This window comes from Vibrio sp. Vb1166, assembly GCF_033338695.1.
Taxonomy (GTDB): Bacteria; Pseudomonadota; Gammaproteobacteria; order Enterobacterales; family Vibrionaceae; genus Vibrio; species Vibrio alginolyticus.
Window position 1 is genome coordinate 1 of record NZ_JAWOTE010000015.1, and the last position, 26574, is coordinate 26574.

The 26574-nt window shown below is 45.5% G+C and carries 9 protein-coding genes; 6 read left to right on the forward strand and 3 right to left on the reverse strand.

Translation table 11 applies throughout. The features are described 5' to 3' along the window. The first annotated feature begins 15 nt into the window (after nucleotides 1–15). From vctD to vctC, 3 genes are read left to right on the forward strand one after another with little or no spacing between them, the layout of a single operon-like run. Nucleotides 16–951, forward strand: coding sequence for an iron chelate uptake ABC transporter permease subunit VctD (gene vctD, locus R7E51_RS15410; protein WP_017820306.1), 936 nt, complete (start codon nucleotides 16–18; stop codon nucleotides 949–951). Further along, nucleotides 944–1894, forward strand: coding sequence for an iron chelate uptake ABC transporter permease subunit VctG (gene vctG / locus R7E51_RS15415; RefSeq protein WP_171345628.1), 951 nt, complete (start codon nucleotides 944–946; stop codon nucleotides 1892–1894). Before vctD ends, vctG begins: the two co-directional genes overlap by 8 nt. 2 nt (nucleotides 1895–1896) lie before the next feature. Then, on the forward strand, nucleotides 1897–2652 hold the full coding sequence (gene vctC, locus R7E51_RS15420; protein WP_005376629.1) for an iron chelate ABC transporter ATP-binding protein VctC: 756 nt from the start codon (nucleotides 1897–1899) through the stop codon (nucleotides 2650–2652). Nucleotides 2653–2694: 42 nt separating this feature from the next. On the opposite strand, the gene cueR is transcribed toward vctC, so the two are convergent. After that, nucleotides 2695–3081: a Cu(I)-responsive transcriptional regulator gene (cueR, locus tag R7E51_RS15425; RefSeq protein ID WP_005376627.1), complete on the reverse strand. Its 387-nt coding sequence runs from the start codon at nucleotides 3079–3081 to the stop codon at nucleotides 2695–2697. A gap of 87 nt (nucleotides 3082–3168) precedes the next feature. Further along, complete coding sequence (locus tag R7E51_RS15430; protein WP_005376626.1) at nucleotides 3169–4137, reverse strand: helix-turn-helix domain-containing protein; 969 nt, start codon at nucleotides 4135–4137, stop codon at nucleotides 3169–3171. Between the two features lie 116 nt (nucleotides 4138–4253). On the opposite strand from R7E51_RS15430, the gene R7E51_RS15435 reads away from it, so the two are divergent. Next, the gene (locus R7E51_RS15435) at nucleotides 4254–6260 is read left to right on the forward strand and encodes a TonB-dependent siderophore receptor (RefSeq protein ID WP_005382608.1); all 2007 of its coding nucleotides are present in this window, start codon (nucleotides 4254–4256) and stop codon (nucleotides 6258–6260) included. Nucleotides 6261–6301: 41 nt separating this feature from the next. Next, entirely contained in the window at nucleotides 6302–6583 is a 282-nt protein-coding gene (locus R7E51_RS15440) for a DUF2218 domain-containing protein (protein ID WP_005376622.1), read from the forward strand. A gap of 88 nt (nucleotides 6584–6671) precedes the next feature. Here the strand turns inward: R7E51_RS15440 and R7E51_RS15445 are convergent, their stop codons facing one another. Next, nucleotides 6672–6923 (reverse strand): YgjV family protein, encoded by a 252-nt coding sequence (locus tag R7E51_RS15445; RefSeq protein WP_005376619.1) that lies wholly within the window; start codon nucleotides 6921–6923, stop codon nucleotides 6672–6674. Nucleotides 6924–7784: 861 nt separating this feature from the next. On the opposite strand from R7E51_RS15445, the gene R7E51_RS15450 reads away from it, so the two are divergent. Beyond that, the gene (locus R7E51_RS15450) at nucleotides 7785–26405 is read left to right on the forward strand and encodes a retention module-containing protein (protein WP_206957749.1); all 18621 of its coding nucleotides are present in this window, start codon (nucleotides 7785–7787) and stop codon (nucleotides 26403–26405) included. The last annotated feature ends 169 nt before the right edge of the window (nucleotides 26406–26574 follow it).

Here is a 26574-nt window from a genome sequence, read left to right on the forward strand (position 1 = left end):
TAGCAGAGGTTAACTTTGAAGAAGTTATTGCTAACCCTTGTGGTTTTAAGCACGGTTTCGTTATTTGTTGGGGTGGCAAACATGACGCCCCAACAACTCTTTTCAGGTGATGAGAAAGCATTAGAGCTTTTCTTTACCAGCCGTATACCACGTTTATTTGCCATACTGCTTGCTGGTGCTGGCTTGAGTATTGCGGGACTTGTCATGCAGCAAATCAGCCAGAACCGATTTGCTGCACCTTCTACAACCGGTACGATCGAATGTGCCATGTTGGGCTACGTACTGAGCGTGGTTTTCTTTGGTAATGATAATCACCTTTGGCTCGTATTCGGCATCTCGGTATTTGGGACGCTAGCGTTTGTTTTCTTTATTCAGCGCATTCAATTTAAGAGCGTGGTTTTTGTGCCTCTTGTCGGGATTATTTTCGGCAATGTCATCCAATCCATGACTACGTTTATCGCTTACAAATATGATGCACTTCAAAGTCTGAATGCTTGGACAGTCGCAAACTTCGCCAACATCTTGCGTGGTGATTTTGAACTGCTGTACATCGCGGTACCAATGGTTATCCTCAGCTATCTTTTTGCCGCAAGGATCTCTGCCGTAGGTATCGGAAAAGATTTCGCGATTAACTTGGGTTTGAATTATCAGCAGGTTGTGACGATTGGCGTGCTATTGGTGTCCATCATGTCAGCAAGTGTCGTGATGATTGTTGGCCAGTTGCCATTCTTGGGGCTGATTGTACCGAATCTCGTGAGTCACTTTTATGGCGATAACCTCAAAAAGAACATTCCGCTTACGGCCATGTATGGGGCCATTTTAGTGTTGTGTTGCGATTTGGTGAGTCGTTTAATTATTTTCCCTCATGAAATGCCAATCTCTATCGTGATCAGCATATTGGGTGGCGTGGTATTCATTGCTATGTTGTTGCGAGGTAAGCAACATGCGTGATTCAACGAAGATCCTGATGCTAGGTGGCATTGCGATTCTTTTCGCGTGTCTGTTTATTGGTATTGGGCTAACGGCTGACAACTACCAATATTTTTTGTCTCGTAGAGTTCCTAAAGTATTGGCGATAGTGCTAGCGGGTGTGGCCATTGCTCAGTCTTCACTTGTATTTCAAACCATTACGCACAACCGAATTTTAACGCCAAGTATCATGGGTTTTGATGCGCTGTATGTGTTAACCCAAATTTTGATCGTGTTGATTTTTGGTGGGTTGAGTACCTTAGTTCTTAACTTGTACGTCAATTTCGCGATTGCAGTAATTGTAATGGTGTCGTTTTCGCTACTGCTGTTTGGGTTTTACTTTTCAAAAGGCAGCAAGAACTTGATTACGTTGCTATTGGTCGGCTTGATCTTTGGTCAGCTATTTTCCAATGCGGCGTCATTCTTTTCTTTGCTGATGGACCCAAACACATATGCAATTGTTCAGTCGAAACTGTACGCCAGTTTCAATAATGTCAAAGTGAACTTGGTTTACTTTAGTGCTCCGGCTTTGATGTTTGCATGTTGGTTGTTGTTTAGGATGCATCGCACTTTAGATGTGTTTTGGCTCGACCAAGACAATGCGAAAAGTTTGGGTGTTGATGTACCTAAAGTGACGAGAAATGTGTTTATTATCTCGGCGGTTTTGATTGCTATTTCTACGGCTTTGGTAGGGCCAATCATGTTCTTTGGTTTACTAGTGACCAACTTAAGCCGAGAAATGTTCCGAAGTTACCAACATAAAACGCTATTGGTCGGATGTTCGTTTCTATCCATCAGTTCATTACTTGCTGGGCAATGGATAATCGAAAACGTGTTCAGTTTTGAGACGACGTTGAGTGTCGTAATTAACTTTATCGGCGGTGCGTATTTCTTATACCTGCTGCTGAAAAACAAAGTTGTATAAATATGATAGTAATAGACAAATTAACGAAGGCTTTCGGTTCAAACAAAGTCGTAGACGAGGCCAATACTCAGTTTGAAAAGGGCAAGGTAACATCGATTATCGGTCCAAATGGCGCGGGAAAGAGCACGCTGTTATCTATGGCCTCGCGCTTAACGGAGCGAGATGGCGGTAGTGTTATCATTGATTGCAAGGAAATCGCGGAATGGGACACAAAAGAGCTAGCGAAAAAACTGGCAGTACTTCGCCAAGCTAACTCGATTACAATGCGGTTTACCGTAAAAGAGTTAGTCTCTTTTGGTCGTTTCCCATACTCTAAAGGAAATCTGACTAAAGAAGATCATGAGGTCATAGAAAAAGCGATCGACTACTTAGATTTGCAAGATATTCAAGACAAATACTTGGATGAATTAAGTGGTGGTCAGCGACAGCTTGCATTTATTGCTATGGTGATTGCACAAGATACAGATTATGTCTTTCTTGATGAACCTCTTAATAACTTAGATATCAAACACTCTCTTCAGATCATGAAAGTTGTGCAGCAGTTAGCCCATGACATGAATAAAGCTATGGTGGTCGTGATTCATGATATTAATTTCGCGGCGTGTTACTCAGATGTCATATTGGCGCTTAAGAAAGGTAAAGTTGTGGCGAGTGGTGCGGTTGAAGAGGTTATTCAAGCGTCTACGCTAGAGGACATCTACGAAACGCCATTTAACATCATAGAGTTAAACGGTAAGCGTATGTGTACTTATCATTAAGCGAGCTAGTTCGTTTTTAACGAGATCAATAGATAGGCGGGCTTACTTGGTGAGCTCGTCTATGATTGGGCATCGGCTCTCTGCATCTCCAGGACAAGAAGAAACCCAACCTTCAAGTTGCGTTTTGATCTCCATGAGGTGTGCAATTTTTTCTTCAACCTCTCTCAGTTTGTCCATGGTTCTTGCTTTTACTTCGCTACTTTTGCGGTTGGGGTTATGAGCAAGTTGTACGAACTCTTTGCATTCTTGCAACGAAAAGCCTGCGCTTTTTGCGCGTGATACCAAGTTAAGCTCTTGAATATGATTATCTGAATATTCGCGATAGCCAGAGTCGCTGCGCGCTGGTGGAGATATGATCCCTTTGTCTTCATATAATCGAATCGACTTAGATGAAAGCCCTGTGAGCTTCGCGACAGCACCAATATTCATGTTTAACCTCCATAACGTTTAAGGCGAGTATATACCGATGTTGTGGATAAGACACTCCTAAATAACAGTCAGTTACCTAGAGTCCCCTTACTCTTTAATCACTTCATGTGGTGGCACACCAAATGCCTTTTTGAAGGCATAAGTGAAGTTAGAAGGGTGGTGGTATCCGGCTTCATAGGCGGCTTCTGTTATCGTCACTAGGCCACGTTCCAAATGTTGCCTAGCAATCTCAAGACGTCGAAAACGAATGTAGCCGTTTATGGTCATATTAAGTGATTGTTTAAATCGGCGCTGCAGGTTTGAAACACTCATTGAGAATTGGCTCGCCAACTTTTCCAAGCGTAGTTCTTGATCAAGGTGAGTTTCAATATAGCTGACAATATCCTCAATCCGACCGTCAATGTGTCGTTCAATACTGCTGTTTTTAGCACTGAAATTCTTAGGAATTTGCTTGGTGGCTTGATGTAAAATTTGATAGATCAAGCTTTCGACCTCTAGCTTCTCTTGGAACTCTTGCGGTGTTTCTCTATTTGTTAACGTGTCAGCCAGCTCGCATAGCGTCTGGTTAAGCTCCAACTGTTGAAACGCCTGATGAGAGTTAAAAAAGGCTCGATGGCTACAATTTTGCTCAAGGCGGGCCTCTAGCCATTGGGGCTTAACCAATATGTTGATCTTATTAATGAGGTTATCTTTGAGCAGTGAACGACGAAAATTTGCAGGTTTGAGTAAGTTCACCACTACACCCTTAGGGCCGTCGCTCGCGTCTAAATCAAATTGCAAATCGTCGTAGCCAAACGAGAGTCTACCTTCTAAAAGAATAGTGACCAGCAGTGAGGCGTGTGCAGTAGAAACAATATTCGAATCAATAAGTTCTAGACAACGCCCGCCATGAACAAAAATTTGATCATTATACTGATATGATAGGAACTTACCTTCGGCCAGTTGAGTTTGACAAGGTTGGCCTTGCGTGACAATCCATTGTTTCTCTGTCGCCTCTAGTCTTTGGGTTAAAGCTATCTTGGCAATTTTAGTTCGTTTTGTTGTGACTTCCTGCATTTGACACTTCCTCATAACACTTGTGCGATTTCGCATAACCAAATCGCCTTTGTATTTATAAAACTCATGCTTATTATACCTGAGAATTATTATCATTAATATTTAGGAATGAAGTTATGGAAAGCCCTGCTTGTTCACCTATCAAGCTTTCAAGCCTTTGCCTTGCAGTGGGAATGGCGCTATCAACCCCTGTTTTAGCTCAAGATACTGAGTCACATTTTGAAGAGGTCGTTGTATGGGGAACGAAAGTTTCCAGCAACACTGAGTCGATGTTTGCGGACGACATGTCACTGAAGCAAGCGGATCATATGTCTGATTTACTGCGCGATATTCCCGGTGTGGATGTTGGTGGAACACACTCTGTGAATCAACGTATTACGATTCGTGGTTTGAGCGAAACCGATTTGGACATTCGTCTTGACGGTGCTTCTCAGCATGCGAGCATGTTCCATCATATTGGTAACTTGACGTTGAACCCTGACATTCTCAAATCTGCGGACATTCAGGTAGGTAATAACTCTGTGACTCAAAACGGGTTAGGCGGTTCGGTCTACTTTGAAACGAAAGACGCTCGTGACTTACTTCGTTACGATGAAAAGTTTGGTGCGCGTGTTTATGGCGGCTATGCATCCAACGACAACCAACAAGGTTCGTTGACACTGTACGGACTTTTGTCCGAAAACATTGATGCGATGGTCTATGGCCATTACGTTACGCGTGATGATTTTGAAGATGGTGATGGCAATAAAACCTATGGTGCTGCAGGTGATGTTTACAACATTCTGGCTAAGCTGGGGTATGAACTAAATGACATCCATCGTTTTGAGCTCTCTTATGACATGTACCGAGACAGTGGAGATTACAGTCCGCGTCCTGATATGTCTGGTAGTGCAAATAATAGCCTGTCGAGCAAGTTACTTATCCCTACGGATTATGACCGCGATACCGTTACCTTGAGTTACGAGTTGCGAGGCGAACAACACCAAGGAAACGTCACTCTTTATAATACCGAGACAGAAATTAAACGTGACGAAACGGTGATGGCCCCTCGTTGGCCCTCGAACCGTTTATCAAAGAACACCGCCAAAAACCAAAACTTTGGTTTGAATGGCAAATTCCAGTCAGATGTTATGTTAGGTGAGTTTGATAATCGAGTCACTTATGGCTTCGACTACATGGATAAAACGTCTTCGAGTTACTACGGTAGTCGTAAGTTTATGGACGAATCGGCGATTTCAACCGCACTGTTTGTAGAAGATCAGTTCTTCTTCTCTGATGCCTTCTTTATTACTGCAGGTATGCGCTTTGATGATTACAAACGCAAAGCTGAGACAGGAACCAGTAATTATGATGATGTAACTTGGGCTCTAGCAGCAGAATGGGCGGTGACGCAAGATTGGACGTTGTTTGCGAGTGCACGCTCTCTATTTAAAGGTCCAGAGCTAATGGAAACCTTTATTGCTTACCAAGACGTTGCATTTTTAGAGGATGGGTTAAAGCCAGAAACGGGATTGAACACGCAGGGTGGTGTTCGTTTTGATAAAACCTTTGATAAGCATTTCTTTGGGGCGAATATTACGGTATTCCAAACGGAAATTGATGATTACATTGCAGACCAGTACCAAAACGCGACTCAAACTTACCTGATTTACAACTTAGGTGATGTTGAGATTAAAGGCTTTGAGGCAAGTGCTTCTTATGGTTACGACAAGTTTAACAGCAAACTTTCTTACTCTAAGTCGGACACCAAAAACAAGAATACTGGTGGTCCTGTTGCTGGGGGCAATGGGCGTAGCATTGATATGGGTGATAGCATTGCTCTAACTTTGGATTACCAGTCAGACGCTTTAGAAACGATCTTCGGGTGGAACTCAATGTTTGTTCTAGAGGAAGACAACGTCTTTGATGGTCAGCCAAAGAAAGCAAGTTATGATGTGCATAATCTATACGCTCAATGGGTGCCGTCTGATATTGATGGACTGTCGGTGACCTTTGGTATTGATAATGTATTTGACGAGTTGTACAGCTCTCATGCGTCTCGTTCGGGTACTGCACGTGGCTTCACGCTTGATGACTACGAGCCGGGTCGCAACTTCAAGCTCTCTGCAGCTTATCAATTCTAACAAGGTTCTTCATAGGACGTTTCAAAGTAACGAGTAAGTTCATGATTAAAGAAAGCACCCGAATAGATAGTGAACACGCTGACAAATACTTAGTGACGCTTTGTCGGCATTTTGGACGAAAGGTTCCTGCTACTTGGAATGAAAATAGCGGTTTGGTGACATTTCCGACGGGAAAAGCGGAGTTTAACCTTTGTGCATCTAGCCTAACTATAACCTGTGAGGCGGATTCAGAAGAGAAACTGAATACGGTTAAGGCGATCATTTCATCGCATGTGGACATGTTTTCTCGTCGAGAAACATTAGCACTTAGCTGGGTTCGTTAGCGCTCGTTTAGGGATGCTGTGATAGAAATGGAATATTAAAAGCAAAAGCCCGCAATCTTATGATTTGCGGGCTTTTATTGTTTGAATGCTATTGCGCTTTCTCAGGCTCTAGGCTTTTTTTTTCCTGCTGCATTTTTGCTAGGAAGTAGATGTTAACGCAAGCAATAAAACCGTTAGTTAATACTACAGGCCAAGAATCAATCATTAGTCCGTAAGCGGTAAATAGCGCACAACCAATAAAGTTAAGGATACGAAGCTTAACAATATCTTTCATAGTTAGCGAAATAGCGACCATGATTGAAGCTGCATAACCTAAAATCTCAACCATATTCATGTCCATTTTTTGACCCTCTTAAAATCTGCCGAATTTTGTCGGTACCAATTCTTCTCATCTTGAGATTAATGAGGAAGCTCCATGCCTCGAATGGTCTTTTTTTGTTGTATGGACGCACTATATCAATGAAAAAACCGTGATAAAAGCTTCAAATCAAGGTTAAGAGAAGGTTAGCGATTACGCAAACGTTTAGGACTGGAATTACTGATAATTTTACTTATTGTGTTGATTGATAATAACGATGACATTAATAGCTCAAACACCATTGAAAGTAAGGGAATATTCACATATGATTGAAAATGATAATTATTTTCAAGTACTGTATTTATGTATTTTATTATTAGCTTGCTCGTGTTTTTTTTGCTGTATATCAGAACAAAACCGAACTCGTGGTGTGCGGGAATTCATATCGTAAGCCACTTTTTTATCGTTGCATTTTGTCCTGCAATTTATGTTGTTCAATATTTAATCGTTACGTTTTTTTCGTCACCGATATTGATTAAGCTGTCATCACGCTCCGGTGTATACAACATTCTCATTGCTTTTCTTCCATTATTGATCGCAACCGGCAGTCTGGCGTTTAGCTGAATGATTTCATCTCTCTTCTTTTCTTAAAACAACTACACTTAATCAGAATAAGGTATCAATTTCATATAATTATTCGATATCTACGCGTCAGCACATGTGTCACATTTCTGTGACTACGAGTAAGTTTTACTTATGTTGCTCGGTAGTAGGGTATTTATCGATTGTTTAATGATTCAATACTTAGTTTAATCGTATAAAGGTGTGCAGTATGCCGCACTAAATTAATAAGAAATTATCTAAAAAGGTTAATGGGAAACGTAAGCCATTAGCGGAGGTCAGATGAGTACGCACACGGTACCGCAGAGCGCGATTGTAAATGCTGTCAAAGGTGAAGTTTTGGTTTTGGGCCTGGATGGAAACGTTAAGGTCATAAAAGCGGGGGATGAGTTAAGACCTGGCGAGATTATTATCACAGAAAATAACGCTTCTCTCGACGTACAGATAAATAATGAGCTTTATCTGGTCGATGCAAATTGTGTTGCTTGTCTTCCTGTGCCTTCTTCTGAACCGTTAGAACCAGTATTGGTACAATCTCCAGTTAATGGCTTGGTGACTTTTGACCCAACGGTTATTGGAAGTGCTGACTTCGACGCCAACGATATTGCCGCTATCCAGCAAGCTATTTTAGACGGAGCTGACCCTACCGCTATCTTAGAAGCAACAGCTGCTGGCGCAGGTGCTGAAGGCTCGGCTAATGCTGGCTACGTGACGGTTGAATATAATAACCCGGAAGTACTCGCTTCTACTTTTTTTGAAACGTCTGCGACTCGCAGCGGAGAAGATGATCGCGACGAAGATGACGGTTTGAATGTCACGATCTTTGCTGATGGTGGGCAGTCACTGCAATCTAACGTAACAGAAGGCTCAATTTCTCTATCTAGCTACCCGCAAACCATTTCTTCTAGTGTGCTGGTTGAAGCAGGGGATCTCGCACTTGATACTGCTTCATTTGTACCTGAAACGTCCTCATTAGAGTCTTTGTTAACCGAGTTAAATAGTGACATTACCTCTGGTGGTCAGCCAGTGGCGTTCGTTTACGACGAAGCGCAAAATGCCATTATCGGCACTCAAGGTGGTAACGAAGTGCTTCGTATCGAGATCGAAGCGACATCTTTAGGCCGTGATTTAGAGTTAGAGGTCGTTACCACGATTAGCCAGGGTATTGACCATGTGGCGTCCATCGCTGATGGCCAAGTATCTATCGTCGGTGATCAAATCAATATCGCTTTTGACATTACAGGCGCAGATATTGGTGGTAATAGCATTCAAGCGCCTATCGATTTTACGACAACCGTTATTGATGGCGATGATCCTGCGCCGCAAAACGTTACTTTTGAAAACGTTGAATCTTCTTCTACACCAATCACTGGCACCTTTGTTGATATTGGTAGTGATCAATTGGCAACAGTCACGTTTAACCAAGAAGGACTTAGTCAATTCGATGGCCTATTGAGTGATAATCAGGCGACAGAAGCGGTACTCTCTGAAGACGGCAGTACTATCACCTTGTCCATTGCTGGCTCGAATGAAACCGTCTTAACCATCAGTCTGAACACCGATGGTACCTACCAATTTGAGCAATTTAAGCCGTTAGAACAAACAAACGGTGAAGATACGATTGAGCTCTCTTTGCCAACCACAATCGTCGATTTCGACCAAGATACGGCAAGCAACACCTTTACGATGACCATCCTCGATGGCGATAATCCAGTGATTGAGAACGTGACGGGCTTGTCTTTAGACGAGGCGGGGGTTGACCAAGGTTCACAGGAAGGCGCGGCAGTAACAAGTGGTACTGGGTCGATCACGACAGCGGTCGGAAGTGACATCATTGATCACTATGAGTTGGAACCTACAGAGTTCAATGTTGGTGGAGAACTCCAATCTCAAGGGCAGGTTGTTCAACTAGAACTAGCGTCCGAGAGTAACGGCGTACGTACTTACGAAGGCTTCATCGAGCTGGATGGTGTGCGTATTACCGTATTTGATGTGGCGATTGATGCACCTGCATTGGGCGAATACCAATTCAACTTGTATGAACAACTTGACCATACGGGTGCTAACGATGACTCGCTCACTTTCTCACTGCCAGTTTACGCGGTAGATGCGGATGGTGACCGCTCCTCTATTACCGAAGGTTCGAACACACCAGAAGCTGCGCAAATTGTCATTCAAGTTCAAGATGACGTTCCTTCGATTGATGGCGTTGATGCGCTAGCCGTCGATGAAGACGATTTATCAAGCATTGGCTCCGATCAAAGCGACTCTGTGTTCGCGCAAGGTAGCTTCACGACGACTCAGGGCTCAGACCGTGTTGTAAGTTATCAATTAGAGAGCGGCACTGATCCACTCAATGGGTTGGAATCGCAGGGGCGATCTATCTCTCTGACGGAAACAACCAATTCAGATGGCAGCTTTACCTATTCTGCAACGGCAGAAGGGGACGCTATCTTCACCTTACAAGTGAACCCTGACGGTTCTTATTCATTTACCCTTGAAGGTCCAATCGATCATGCTGTGGGTAGCGATAGCTTAACTCTAGACTTCACTATTGTCGCAACGGACTTTGACGGTGACACCAGTTCACTTGTTCTACCGGTAACCATTGCCGATGATGTGCCAACCATTAATGACGTTGTCTCTCTTACCGTCGATGAAGATGACTTAAGTTTGGTAGGCTCTGACCAATCACAGTCAACGCTGGTCGAAGGTCAGTTTACGACAACTCAAGGTTCTGATGGCGTCGTACAGTATCAGTTGGATGTAAACGCTGATTATTTAAATGGCCTGCAATCTCAAGGTCAAACCGTTTCCATTGCCGAAACGCAAAATGCAGATGGCAGTTACACCTACAGCGCAACGGCAAATGGCAGTGCAGTTTTCACATTAATTTTGAATACCGACGGCTCGTACAGTTTTGAGCTGCAAGGTCCAATTGACCATGCGGCAAATAGCGACAGCTTAACCCTTGATTTTAGCGTTATTGCTACAGACTTCGATGGTGACACAAGCCAAATCGTATTGCCTGTTACCATCGTGGATGATAAGCCAACTATTACCGATGTTGATGCGATTACTGTTGATGAAGATGATTTAGGCACGATTGGTTCGGACCAGACTGACCCGATTTCTATTGATGGTAACTTCACCACCACACAAGGCTCTGACCGAGTGGTGAGCTATCAGCTTGACGCGTCTGCAACACCAGTAGCTGGCCTTACATCACAAGGCGTGGCAGTTACGCTGACTGAAACCGCAAACGCTGATGGCAGCTTTACTTACGAGGCGACAGCGGGTAGTGAAGCGGTCTTTACGCTGACGGTGAATACTGATGGTAGCTATAACTTCACGCTAGAAGGGCCAATTGATCATGCTGTTGATAGTGATGAGTTAACGCTCAACTTCCCAATCATCGCAACAGACTTTGATGGCGATACCACAAATGCCACTATCCCAGTGGCAATTGTGGACGATAAGCCAGTTATTACGGACGTGGATGCCATCACGGTTGATGAAGATGATCTAGCGTCAATCGGTTCAGACCAAAGTAATCCAATTTCTATTGATGGTAACTTCACCACCACGCAAGGTTCAGACCGAGTGGTGAGCTACCAACTCGATGCTTCAGCAACACCAGTGGACGGTTTAACCTCGCAAGGCGTGGCTGTCACACTGACAGAAACCGCAAATGGTGATGGTAGTTTCACTTATGAAGCGACTGCGGGTGGTAACCCAGTATTTACTCTGACAGTAGATACTGATGGCTTTTATAACTTCACACTTGAAGGGCCAATTGATCACGCGGTTGATAGTGACGAGTTGACACTGAACTTCCCAATTATCGCAACCGACTTTGATGGCGACACCGTTACTGAAACCATTCCAGTCACGATTGTTGATGATGTACCGACCATCACAGCGGTGGATGCGTTGAGTGTCGATGAAGATGACCTTAGCGGCGTGGGTTCAGACCAAACTGACGCTGTGTTCGTTGAAGGCGCGTTTACCACTATTCAAGGCTCTGACCGAGTGGTGAGCTATCAACTGGATTCAACGGCTGATCCTGTTGCGGGGCTAACGTCTCAAGGTGAGGCGATTACCTTGGTGGAAACCGCGAATGGCGACGGCAGCTTTACTTATGTTGCGACCGCAGATGGCAATCCTGTCTTCACGTTGAATGTAGCAGCAGATGGTACTTACGACTTTACGCTGCAAGGCCCGATTGACCATGCAGCTAACAGCGACAGCCTGACGATTGATTTCCCAATTATTGCCACCGATTTTGATGGTGATACGACTTCGGCGACCATTCCAGTCACCATTACGGATGATGCACCAATCATCGATAATGTTGTGCCTCTGGCTGTAGACGAAGATGATTTATCAGGCATTGGTTCAGACCAAAGCGACGCTGTGTTTGTTGAAGGCGCGTTTACGACCACCCAAGGTTCAGACCGTGTGGTGAGCTACCAACTTGATTCAACTTCTGATCCTGTCGCAGGTTTAACTTCTCAAGGTGAGCCTGTTACTTTGGTAGAGACGGCGAATGCCGATGGCAGCTTTACTTACGTGGCTACCGCGGATGGCAATCCGGTTTTCACCATGAACGTGAATGCAGACGGTACATACAGCTTCCGTCTAGAAGGTCCAATCGATCATGCGTTAAACAGCGATGAGCTAGTACTGAACTTCCCAATCATTGCAACAGACTTTGATGGCGATACGACGACCGCGACCATTCCAGTCACGATTACTGATGACGTTCCAACCATTAATAACGTTGTTCCACTGACAGTAGACGAAGATGATCTCGCAACAATTGGCTCAGACCAAAACGATGATGCGTTTATGTCGGGCTCTTTCAGCACAACTGAAGGCTCAGACAGCGTTGTTAAATACCAGCTTGATGCAACGGCAGATCCAGTATCAGGGTTAACCTCTCATGGTGAGCCTGTTGTGCTTGCAGAGACAGCAAATGGTGATGGCAGCTTTACTTACACTGCCACAGCAAATGGCAATGACGTATTTGAATTGGTGTTGAAGCCAGACGGCAGCTACACCTTTACTCTGCAGGGCCCACTAGACCATGCGGTAAATAGTGACAGCCTACAAATTGATTTCCCGATTATCGCGACAGACTTTGATGGTGATACGTCGACAGAAACATTGCCTGTCACCATTGTTGACGATAAACCAAGCATCACTGACGTAGACGCGATCCGCTTGGATGAAGATGACCTAGCGACGATTGGCTCTGACGGCTCAGATCCAATTTCAATCGATGGCAACTTCACTACAACGCAAGGCTCTGATGGGGTAGTAAGCTACCAATTGGATGCTGCTGCAACGCCTGTTGACGGTCTAACATCACAAGGTGTGGCCGTCACGCTGACTGAAACCGCAAACGGTGACGGTAGCTACACTTATGAAGCGACAGCAGGAACTGAAGCAGTATTTACGCTGACCGTTAATACGGATGGTTCATACAACTTCACGCTGCAAGGTCCAATCGACCATGCGACAGACAGTGATGAACTGACACTGAACTTCCCAATCATCGCGACGGATTTTGATGGTGATACCACCACAGAAACGATCCCAGTCACCATAGTGGATGATAAGCCAACTATTACCGATGTCGACGCGATTACCGTCGATGAAGATGATTTAGGCACGATTGGCTCAGATCAGACTGGCCCGATTTCAATCGATGGCAACTTCACCACCACACAAGGCTCTGACCGAGTAGTGAGTTATCAGCTTGACGCGTCTGCGACACCAGTGGCTGGACTCACATCACAAGGCGTGGCAGTCACGCTAACTGAAACCGCAAACGCTGATGGCAGCTTTACCTACCAAGCAACAGCAGGCACTGAGTCGGTCTTTACGCTGACAGTGAACACTGATGGCTCTTATAACTTCACGCTTGAAGGGCCAATCGACCACGCGGTAGATAGCGATGAGCTGACACTCAACTTCCCAATCATCGCAACAGACTTTGATGGCGACACCACAAATGCCACTATCCCTGTGACGATCGTGGACGATAAGCCAGTGATTACTGACGTGGATTCCATTACGGTTGATGAAGATGATCTAGCGTCAATTGGCTCAGACCAAAGCAATCCGATTTCTATTGATGGTAACTTCACCACCACACAAGGTTCAGACCGAGTGGTGAGCTACCAACTCGATGGCACATCAACACCGGTTGACGGTTTAACGTCGCAAGGCGTGGCTGTCACACTGATAGAAACCGAAAATGGTGATGGTAGTTTCACTTATGAAGCGACTGCGGGTGGCAATCCAGTATTTACTCTGACAGTAGATACTGATGGCTCTTACAACTTCACACTTGAAGGGCCAATTGATCACGCGGTTGATAGTGACGAACTGACACTCAACTTCCCAATTATCGCAACCGACTTTGATGGCGACACCGTTACTGAAACCATTCCAGTCACGATTGTTGATGATGTACCGACCATCACAGCGGTGGATGCGTTAAGTGTCGATGAAGATGACCTTACCGGTGTGGGTTCCGACCCTGGCGGCGATCTGTTCGTTGAAGGCGCGTTTACTACCACACAAGGCTCTGACCGAGTGGTGAGCTATCAACTGGATTCAACGGCTGATCCTGTTGCGGGGCTAACCTCTCAAGGTGAGGCGATTACCTTGGTGGAAACCGCGAATGGCGACGGCAGCTTTACCTATGTTGCGACCGCTGACGGTAATCCAGTCTTCACGTTGAATGTAGCAGCAGATGGTACGTACGACTTTACGCTGCAAGGCCCGATTGACCATGCAGCTAACAGCGACAGCCTGACGATTGATTTCCCAATTATTGCCACCGATTTTGATGGTGATACGACTTCGGCGACCATTCCAGTCACCATTACGGATGATGCGCCAATCATCGATAATGTTGTGCCTCTGGCTGTGGATGAAGATGATTTATCAGGCATTGGCTCAGACCAAACTGACGCTGTGTTTGTTGAAGGCGTGTTCACTACTACTCAAGGCTCAGACCGAGTGGTGAGCTACCAACTTGATTCAACTTCTGATCCTGTTTCGGGATTAACCTCCCAAGGTGAGCCTGTTACTTTGGTAGAGACTGCGAATGTCGATGGCAGCTTTACTTACGTGGCTACCGCGGATGGCAATCCTGTCTTCACCATGAACGTGAATGCAGACGGCACATACAACTTCCGTCTAGAAGGTCCGGTGGATCATGCGTTAAACAGTGATGAATTAGTTCTGAACTTCCCAATCATTGCAACAGACTTTGATGGCGATACGACGACCGCGACCATTCCAGTCACGATTACTGATGACGTTCCAACCATTAATAACGTTGTTCCACTGACAGTAGACGAAGATGATCTCGCTACAATTGGCTCAGACCAAAACGATGATGCGTTTATGTCGGGCTCTTTCACCACAACTGAAGGCTCAGACAGCGTTGTTAAATACCAGCTTGATGCAACCGCAGATCCAGTAGCAGGGTTGACCTCTCATGGGGAGCCTGTCGTGCTTGCTGAAACTGCTAACGGCGACGGCAGTTTTACTTACACAGCCACAGCAGATGGCAATGCCGTATTTGAATTGGTGGTGAAGTCAGACGGCAGCTACACCTTTACTCTGCAAGGCCCACTAGACCATGCGGTGAATAGCGACAGTCTGCAAATCGATTTCCCGATTATCGCAACAGATTTTGATGGCGACACGTCGACGGAAACACTACCTGTCACCATCGTTGATGATAAACCAACCATCACTGATGTAGACGCAATCCGTGTGGATGAAGATGACCTAGCGACGATTGGCTCTGATGGCTCAGATCCAATTTCAATCGATGGCAACTTCACTACAACGCAAGGCTCTGATGGGGTAGTGAGCTACCAATTAGATACTGCTGCAACACCAGTTGATGGTCTGACATCACAAGGTGTGGCCGTCACGCTGACGGAAACTGCAAACGGCGACGGTAGCTACACTTATGAAGCGACAGCAGGAACTGAAGCAGTATTTACGCTGACCGTTAATACGGATGGTTCATACAACTTCACGCTGCAAGGTCCAATCGACCATGCGACGGGTAGTGATGAGCTGACACTGAACTTCCCAATCATCGCGACGGACTTTGATGGTGATACCACCACAGAAACGATCCCAGTCACCATCGTGGATGATAAGCCGACCATTATCGATGTTGATTCGATTACCGTTGATGAAGATGATTTAGGCACGATTGGTTCAGATCAGACTGGCCCGATTTCAATCGATGGCAACTTCACTACCACACAAGGCTCGGACCGAGTGGTAAGTTATCAGCTTGACGTGTCTGCAACACCAGTGGCTGGCCTTACATCACAAGGCGTGGCAGTCACACTGACGGAAACCGCAAATGGTGATGGCAGCTTTACTTACGAGGCGACAGCGGGTACTGAAGCGGTCTTTACACTGACAGTGAACACTGATGGCTCTTATAACTTCACGCTTGAAGGCCCAATCGATCATGCTGTTGATAGTGATGAGTTAACGCTCAACTTCCCAATCATCGCAACAGACTTTGATGGTGATACCTCTGCTGAGACAATTCCTGTCAAGATCGTTGATGACAAGCCGACACTTGGCGGAATCGAAGCAACAAGTGTGCAAACGGTTGATGAGGATGATATCCCAACAGTCGGATCTGATGGTACACAGTCGAACAGCATTGCCGGTAACTTCATCGCGACTGATGGTTCTGATGGCATTGTCGAGTACAGCGTTTCTGACCTAACGACGCCAGTACAAGGCCTGACCTCTGGTGGTCAATCTCTGGTTATGGTTGAAGTATCAAACGCAGGTGGTGTTTCAGTTTACGAAGCTCGTATTGATGGCACGACGACACCGGTATTCCGTGTGACCCTCGATGCCTCTGATGACAGCTACACGTTCGATTTGCTCGCTCCTCTCGATCATCCAAATGCTGATGGCCAAAATGAACTGGTCATCAATTTGTCGATAAACGCGACGGACTTTGATGGAGATGTGTCGAACAACATCACCTTACCAATTACGGTTGTGGATGATGTTCCGACCATTGATGGTTTACTAGCAGGCAGCGAACAAACCGTTGATGAAGATGACCTACCAGCAGGTACGGATGCTGCAAGTGCAGAAGATACTGTTATTTCAGGTACTTTTGATATCACCGAAGGTGCTGACCAAGTTGCTTCTATTCAGCTGAGTGACCTGACCACGCCTGTTGCGTCACTGACTTCAGATGGTGAAGCTATAGCCTTAGTTCTGTCTTCTAGCGCAAACGGCGTGAACGTATACCAAGGTGTCGCTGGCAATCCTGCTGAAGTTGTGTTCGAACTGACGTTGGATGCAACGAACAACACCTACGAGTTCGATTTACAGAAGCCGCTTGATCATCCAGATGGTAATCAGCAAAACGAGATTGTTATTAACCTCCCTGTGACGGCGACAGATAATGATGGTGATACTTCACCAGCCTTCACATTGCCAATTACCGTTGTGGACGATGTTCCAGTTGTTACTAATATTGAAAGTCTACGTGTCGACGAAGATGACTTACCTCTTGGTTCTGATGGCACTAAAGAGCCGTTAACGGTATCAGGTGAGTTCGAAGTCACTAGCGCAGATGGTATTGATGCTTTCGAATTGGATCTAAGCTCAAATCCTATCCCGAATCTGAAATCGGGTGGAGAAGAGGTAACACTTTCTCAAGACGTTGGCGCTTCAACTGCTGACGCGCTTGTATACGTGGGACAAACTCAGGGTGGAGTGACGGTCTTCACGTTGACACTTCATCAAGATGGTAAATACGACTTTGAGTTATCTGGTCAGTTAGATCACGCGGTTAACTCTGATGAGATTTTGTTGAATCTACCTGTGAAGATCACGGATGGCGACAACGATACCATCACTGCGACCTTGCCAGTGACCATCGTAGATGACAAGCCAACCATTGATGCTATTAGCTCTGGTAGTACCTTGTCTGTGGATGAGGATGATATTCCAAGCCAAGGTTCGGACGACACGCCAGAATCCAATATCATTGGTGGCAACTTTGACGTTACTGATGGTGCCGACTCTATCGTTAGCTTCCAGTTGGATAGCTTAACGTCGCCTGTTTCTGGACTTACCTCAGGTGGTCAACCGCTTGAGTTGGTTGAGTTTTCAAATTCAAACGGTGTGATTGAGTACCGAGCTTATGTACAAGGTACGACGGACACCGTCTTTAAACTGACGCTAAATGGTTCAGCAGACAGTTATGAATTTGAACTGTTGGGTGCACTTGATCATCCTGCGGGTAACGATGAAAACTCGTTAGTCATCAACTTCCCAGTCAACGCGACCGATTTTGACGGCGATGTGTCCAATAACATCACCTTGCCGATCACAGTAGTGGACGATGTTCCAGCGATTGTGAAAGTGACAGACTCAAGCCAACAAACCGTTGATGAAGATGATCTTGCTGGTGGCTCTGACACGACAAGTAGTGATTCAACGGTATTGAACGGCGGATTTGAGGTCGTTGCTGGTGCAGACAAGATTGTCAGCTACCAAGTTTCAGACCTCGATGCAGTCGTGTCTGGTTTAACGTCGAACGGCAGCAGCATCGAGTTGAATCTAGTAAGCACGAATGGTGGAGTAACCAGTTACGAAGCGGTTATTACTGGCACATCAACTAAGATCTTCACGCTGTCTCTTGATGCGAATAATGACAGCTACCAATTTGAGCTGTTGGGACCAATCGACCATGACGCTGTTCAAGGTGAAAACAACCTTGTCATTGATATTCCAATTACAGTAACAGACTTTGATGGTGACACGTCATCATCACTGAATCTTCCAATTACCGTAGTTGATGACATTCCCGAAATTAAATCAGCAGATGCTTTGGCTGTTGATGAGGATGACCTTGCCAACGGCTCTCAGGCAACCAACAAAGACAGCCTAGAAGCAACGGGCAATTTCGATACGGTGGAAGGGGCAGATACCGTTGTCTCTTATCAGCTGGATCTTACTTCTAACCCGATACCAGGAGTAACTTCAGGTGGTTTTGCGGTGACGTTAGTTCAAACCGCGGTAAGCAACAACAACTTTACTTATCAAGGTCAAACACCTGATGGTAACTCAGTGTTCACACTAGTTTTGAACGCTGACGGCTCTTACAAGTTTACGCTTGAGGGTGCGCTAGATCACTCAACTCAAGGCGAAGATACACTCATACTTGATCTCCCAGTCTTTGCGACCGATGTCGATGGTGATACGGCAGGTATTAACTTACCAGTGACGATTACCGATGATGTTCCAACCTTGCACGATGCATCTATTTCGCGTGTTGAGGGGCAAGGCAGCCGCACGGTTCGTTTATTCCGAGACCCTGTAGAGGGGGATGATGACCTTGGTGCTGACGGCGCACAAGTGACTTCATTCTCGGCTGATGATTCAGGCATTTACTTTAAGCAAAATGGTGTTGATTCTGATTCTGTCGATTTGAACGGCAGCGACCAAGTCGTATTTGTTCACAAGGTTCTTGACGGAGTGGATACTGAAATCGGTCGTTTGGTTGTTCGAACCGATGGCAGTGTGTCATTCCGTCCGAATGACGACCTTGACCATACCGAAACCGACTCGATTGATTTCACCATCAACGTTGTTGCAACCGATGGTGATGGCGATATCGCAGATGCCGATGTGGATATCTCGATAAGAGACCGCAATGCGCAAATTGACACGTCTACCGTTACTGCGTTCGAAGACCAAGGGCGTGATGGTGTCGTTGTGGGCGTTGACTCTGCAAATACTCAGGACAACTTGTCGACGCTGGATGTTAGCCCTGCGAAAGTCGACTTGGTTATCAATTTACACGATATCGACCGTAACGAGAGCTTAGGTGACATCACTATTCGAGATGCTGATACTCACAACGGTACGTTCTACTACAGAGACGGCAGTGGCAACTACATTGAATTAACATCTGTGGGCAATACGGTTGTTCTCGACGCATCAAATGTTGAGCAGTCATTCAATGGTGAGCTTGTCTCGTTAGATAACTTGTACTTCGTACCAGATCGTCATACATCAACCGATGCTTCTGGTATCGATCCTCGTATCCGCGTGGAAATTCTTAACAATGGTACGCCAGATCATACGATTAATGGTCGTTTAGACATTGAAGTTGCTGCCGTCGCAGATATTGCAACGTGGACGGCAAGCAGCGAATTTAACTACTCGGTTGATGAAGATGGAAACAATGTCGCACTTAACATCACGGCTGAAACCCAAGACACTAGTAACCCAGAAGGCATTGTGTACGAGCTTGTCTTTACACAAGGAGAAGGTAACGCAGAGTTAGTCTATTCAGATGGTAGTGCGATACCAAAATCCGGTGGTGTTTATCTGGTGGATGCAAGCCGAATTGATGAAGTTCAAGTTGATCCGATAGATAACTTCTCGGGCGAAATCAGAATTGATGTCACCGCTATTACGACGGAAAACAACAATCCACTGCTTGGGAAAGATACCGCTCGCTCAGAAACCGAAACCATCATTATTGATGTAAACCCAGTTGCGGATAAAGGTAGTTTTACTGTAAACCGAATTAATGTGTTTGAGGATAATGCTCGAACTCAAAATACGGTAGACCCTGTCACTGATCACGACCCACTCCAATTAAGTGAAGTGATCACCATGAAACCATCAGCGGACTTAGATGGTTCTGAAGCGTTATTTGTGCGCATTTCTAACTTCTCAATTGATGGGGTTACTTTGGTGTGGCTGGACTCAGCAAACCCAAGTCAGATAGTAGAAGTGACCGATTCAGGCGGCAATGTACTTTATTACGAAGTGCCAGAGTCTGAATTAGCGAACGTCGAAGTTCTTCCTCCGTTGCACAGCAATGATGACTTTACTTTCAATGTCGAAGGCATTGTGAAAGACACAGCATCATTGTCTACCGGTACGACAGAAGATGTGTTGTCACTGGGCAGTAAGACCGTCATCGTTGGTGTAAAAGGTGTTGCTGACATACCAGACACGGTATTAATTGACGCGGGGAACGTTTGGAACCGATTCGTAGACGGAGATGTGGCCGGAATAGAGACGACTATTGAAGAGAATGGTGTTGTAAACCTCAACTTCTCGGTTGTATCTGGTGAAGTTGCCGATAGACCACAGGATGATTCAGAAGCCATTACTGTTATCCTGTCCAACATCCCCGATGGTGTTCGTGTCGTAGATTCAGACGGTTCAAGCGTTGACCTCACTTTTGTTGGCTATGATGGTAACGGTCAACCGATTTACGAAGCAAACATCACTGGGCTGAATTTTAATTCCGGTATTCAAATTATTCCGGAAGCCTCTTCAACTGAAAACATTGCGATTACAGGGACGATCATTGTTACCGAGAATGATGGTCATAGTCGTGTGATTGAAAGAGAGGTAAGGATCAAGGTCGAACCCGTTATTGATGCTCAAGATAACTACGTTGTTCGATCGGAGGGAGATGAAGATACGCGCTTTGACATCGATTGGAAACCGACGCTCGTACAAAGCCCTGATACCGATGAATTCTTTAGTGATGTAACCATCTCTGGATTTCCTCCAGGCAGCACGGTCTATGTAGATGGTGTGGCACAAGCGCTTGTTTCTGGAACACTAACGCTTTCACCGCAAGCCGGTGAATCAGAGCAAGATTTTTCCGCTAAAATCTCTCAAAGTGGCTATGTTCAAGTCCAGTTGGAGCAGGATTCAAGTACTGACTTTGACTTGACCACGACCGTCACTGTGAAAGAGATTGACCATGAATATGTTGACGCTTCGAATCCCGGTGAAGGTATCGCTGAGAAAACCATCAATGGTACGGTGAATGTCCAAGTTAATCCAATCGTTGAGCCAGAGGATAAGACGGGGGCAATAGACGACCAAACCCGTCTGCTTGTCACTGAAAGTGGTGGTGGTGCTACCGATATCGTGAAGTCAGACGATCAAGGTAACATTGACTTTACGATCAACACTTCTATGGGGGGCGAATCTGGTGCTCATATCATTAAATATCAAGAGTTTGATGCGTCTTCAGATGAAGTGGTGACTCAACTTGTTGTTCAATTTCACAATGTGGACCCTGAGATCCTCAACCAATTGGTTATCGTCGGTGCACTAAATGAAGGTGGAGGTCGTTGGACAGTAACTAATGAAGACAACTTCTCAATTAAAGCGCCGTCTGGACTTGATTTAACACCAAACGATGACAGTGACGATGGCGATAACGGTGGTCTCTCTCAAATTGGCTTAACCATTTACGCAGAAGTGAATGATTTGGGCGAAGATTTGGGCAACGAAAAAGATGCGACGGTCATGCGCCAAACGGATGTGACACTTGAATTTCCTACCGTTCTCACACCGCAAATGAGTGTAGCGGCAGAGATTCAGGTGGCTGATGATGTCCAAATTCAAGCGTTGGAAGACAATTCTATTAACCTTGGTGCTCAGTTAACGTCGAAAGTTGATGCGATTAATGCAGATGGCGTGGAGGATGTCTTGACTATTATCGTCGATCCTTCAGCTCCTGGTATTCCTCCTGGCTTGGTGATCACGGGGACGGATATCGACTTTGTCAATGGTAAATACGTGTTCCAAGCCCATATCGATGCGAGTGGAAATATTACTGGCCTTGATGGTTTGACGATGCACTTGGCAGAAGATTACGCAGGTGATTTCGAATTACCAATTCGGTTCGTCACTAAAGACACTGAGTCCGGTGATGAAAAAGAAAATAATGTTCAGTTTCCAGTTCAGGTTTTACCGGTTGCAGACGTTCCGAGTTCAGCCGGGGATCAGCCGTTGGATAGCGATGTCACACCAAATGTAAGAGTAGATATCGTCGGTACTTTCGGCTTGGATGCAAACAAACAACCTGTGACTGATCTAAATAACGACGTTCCCACGGCGGATGGTGTTGGTTACGAAGATGGCTTAATCCAACTTAACTTGAGTGTTGATTTTGCCGATCAATTTAACAACACTCAAGGTGGTCGAGAAACACTAACGAACATCAAGTTAGAGCTTGATGACACAACATTAGGTGAGTTTGTTGATGCCAATGGTAACAGCTTAGGAACCAGTATTGAGTTTAATGAAGCTGAGATTTTAGCTGGTGCGCTTGACAATGTTCTGTTTAAGCCAAAAGAAAATTACCCCGTAGGTGGTGGCCAAAATACCGTCAAGATTAATGTCGAGGGAGAAATTACTGATGAAGCTGTGTTTGATCAGTCTATCTTGAATAACTCTGGCGATAATATAGATGTGAGAACCTTCACTGACGATGTCACATTTGAAGTTACGCCAGTCGTTGATGACATTACCATTACAGGTGCCGATCCGACGCAGCCAATCACGGTGATTGGTGACGAAGATACTTTAATTTCGCTGAATCAATCGGGCTCTGGTGTTTCGATCAGCCTGAACGATAATGACGGTTCTGAGAGTTTCGTTTCACTCAAGTTAACGGGGCTTCCTGATGACTTTATCGTTAAATCCAATTCCTCTGATTATGTTGTTAAGAACAACGGTGGGGGCGAATGGAGTATTCAACTAAAAGATCTCACTCAGACGTCCATTGACCTGAGTGACATCCAAATTAAACCGCCAAAACACTTTAGTGGCGAGGCTGAGATAGGTATTACGGTCTTCATTCAAGAGGAGTTGCTACAAGTTCCAACGGAACGAAACAACAACTTTACGCTTATTGTCAATCCTATTGGTGATGATGTTGATGTGAATCCCGATACTTCGGCTGCAGGTAATGAGGGCGAAGACATTGTTATTAATGTAAATGCGTTAGTGGTTGATAACAAAGAGTCCATCGGAGATGGTGCAAACTACCAGGAAAATGATCCAGAGACGCTGAGAGTTGAGGTCTCCAATGTCCCTGATGGGGCGAGTGTTTCATTACCTGATGGGACAGTGTTTACTGACCAAGGCGGCGGCATTTTTGTCTTAGAAATCAATGCTCAAGACTTGGATCAAGTGGTGTTTAATTCTGGGGATCGCAACGATAACTCATGGGATGGTTCGCTGCATTTCAAAGTGCAAGCCGTTGATACTGGGCTCGATGGCAGTCAAAGCTTGGGCTCCGCAGAGGAGTTTGATGTCACTGTTGATGTTGAAGCAGTGAACGATCGTCCAGAGTTCGTCAACACCGTGGATGTGGAAACACCAGAAGATACGCCATTGCTGCTTGATGGTTTCAGCATTACCGACATTGATGCCGTACTCGATGATCCGAATGCTGAATATGTACTCAATGTGAACGTCGACAGCGGTATCTTGGAGCTTAATCCAACGCTCATCGCTACTTACAACCTAACCGTGAGCGGTGATGGTACGGACTCCGTTGAACTGAAAGGCACAGTGGCCGATCTAAACAATGCCATTGCAGACGGTCTGATTGAGTTTAACCCAGAGCTGAACTTCTTTGGTGACGTTCAGGTGGACGTGACAGTCGATGACCAAGGTAATGAAGGTATCGTAATTGGTGGGGTAGATGACACCCTAAATACCAACAGCAGCAGCTTCAATATTGAAGTAACAGCGGTGAATGATACCCCAGAAACTACGCCAGTGACGCTACCGGACATTGAAGAAGACAGTGGTGTGTTCTCCATCTCTGAAGCGGATCTTATTGCGAATGCGACAGACGTAGAGAACGATAATCTCACGGTTAGCAATGTTCAGTTAACGGATCCGAATTCGGGCAGCATTACTTTCAACAGTGGCACGGGAGAGTGGGAATTTACCCCAGCACCAGATTACAACGGTCCAGTTGAAATCACGTACACCATTACAGATGATGGCACGACAAATGGTGTATCCGATCCTAAATCGGTTAACGGCAGCGCATCGTTCAACGTAACGGAAGTCAATGATGCTCCAACGACGTCTGAAGTGACACTTTCTGATATCGCAGAAGACAGTACGGCGGTTGATATTACCCAAGCTGATTTGTTGGCGAATGCGTCTGATATTGAAAACGACACCTTGATGGTGAACAATGTCCAGTTGGTTGATCCAAGCAGCGGCACATTGGATTTCGACAACGTAACAGGTACATGGTCATTTACTCCTGCGCCTGGCTACAACGGCAAGGTCGATTTGACCTACGACATTACCGACAACGGTACAACGAACGGTGTTTCAGATCCTCAAACGGTGTCAGGAACGGCGACCTTCGAAGTCACTGAGGTGAACGATGCACCGGTAACATCAGAGGTAACGTTGAGTAGTACCGAAGAAGATGGTGGTTCGGTAACTATTACGGCTACTGAGTTGCTGAGCAACGCAAGTGATCCTGAGTCAGACAACTTGACCGTCGATAATGTTGTGTTAGTGGATCCAGCTTCCGGCACGCTGACTCAAGTGAGTGCGACAGAGTGGACGTTTGAACCCGCAGCAGATTTCTTTGGTGACGTTAATTTCACTTATGAAATCACAGATGACGGAACCACTAACGGCGCTCCAGACCCAATTACAATCGCGGGCACAGCAGTGTTGAATGTTGAAGCTACCAATGACGCACCTGAAATCACTGCAACGTCGGTAACGGATACGATCAATGAAGCTGATGGCCAGAAAGTAACGGGTATTAGTGTGAGTGACGTCGACTTTGCGGGCGCACAAGCAAATGAAAGCATGACCGTGACTCTTACAGTTACCGAGGGCGACCTTCGTGTCGAGCCGCCAGCAGGTAGTGGTGTGACTGTTGGGGCGGGGATGGCTGGTGAAATCACCCTAATGGGCACACCAGATAATATTAACTCCGTTCTTGGAGCAACAGACGCTTCTGAGGGTGTATTTGTGGATGCAGGAGATGTCAACGCAGCTTCAATCACTTTATCGGTGAAAGTCGAAGACAACGGCGTGTACTTCGAAAATGCATCGAGTACCGCATTGGAAGCGAATCAAGACTTCACTATCAATGTGACACCTGTAGCTGATGCACCTACATTGAGTATCAATCCTCAGTTTAATTACATTCGTCAAATTGCGGCTAGCCAAACCGCGAGCAGTCAAGGTTTAGCGATTGTCGGAATCATGGCGGCGCTTACTGATATTGACGAGGTGCTGTCTTTGGAGCTAACGGGCGTACCAGCTAGTGCAGAGGTAACAAGTGGCGTTTCTCCATCAGGCATTAGCTTCGATGGTACCACTTGGACAGTACCAAGCGATGAAATTGATACGCTAGAAATTGTCGCAACAGATACTAACAGTGGTATTGATGTCGGTTCTTACGATATTTCGCTTACGGCGATATCAACGGAATCTAATGGCGATGAAGCGCAGTCTTCACCTGTCCAAATTAGTTTGAATGTGAGTAGTGATAGCGACGATATTGACCAGTCAACCGCAGTGGACGACAGCTATTTAGTCGGTGGAGACACAGGTATTAATTTGATTGGTGGCGACGGTGACGACGTTATTCTGGGTGGCGATGGCGATGACGTTCTTATCGGTGGCTTAGGCTCAGATATCTTAACGGGTGGAGACGGCAGCGATATCTTCAAGTGGACGGTAGACTCCGTTGATGAAGGGGCAGTGGATACCATTACTGACTTCACTGTTAACGAAGACAGCATCGATTTACGTGAAGTTATCTCTGATCTCAATAACTCAATGATCGACATGGATGATCTGCTTGGTCACATTTCGGCAGACTACGATGCATCGACGGAAAGTGTTTCTCTGAACATTACGACGGATGCAAATGTTCAACAGACTATTGTCGTGGAAAACTTAGGTACTTCAATCGACTTCAACGGTCTCAGCTCCAATGAGATTGTAGAGTCATTGCTGAACAACGGTGTTATTGATAACGGATAAACCTGTATATAACACAAAAATGGGCGGCTCTGATAAGCCGCCCATTTTTTTCGGGAACGCTTGATTTTAAACAGGAGATATTTGAATCGAAATAGAAAGCAAGAACGAAGCAAAGGGGTTATCTTGTTACGACGTTACAATGATAGTTGGAAATTAAAATAGCGATAAT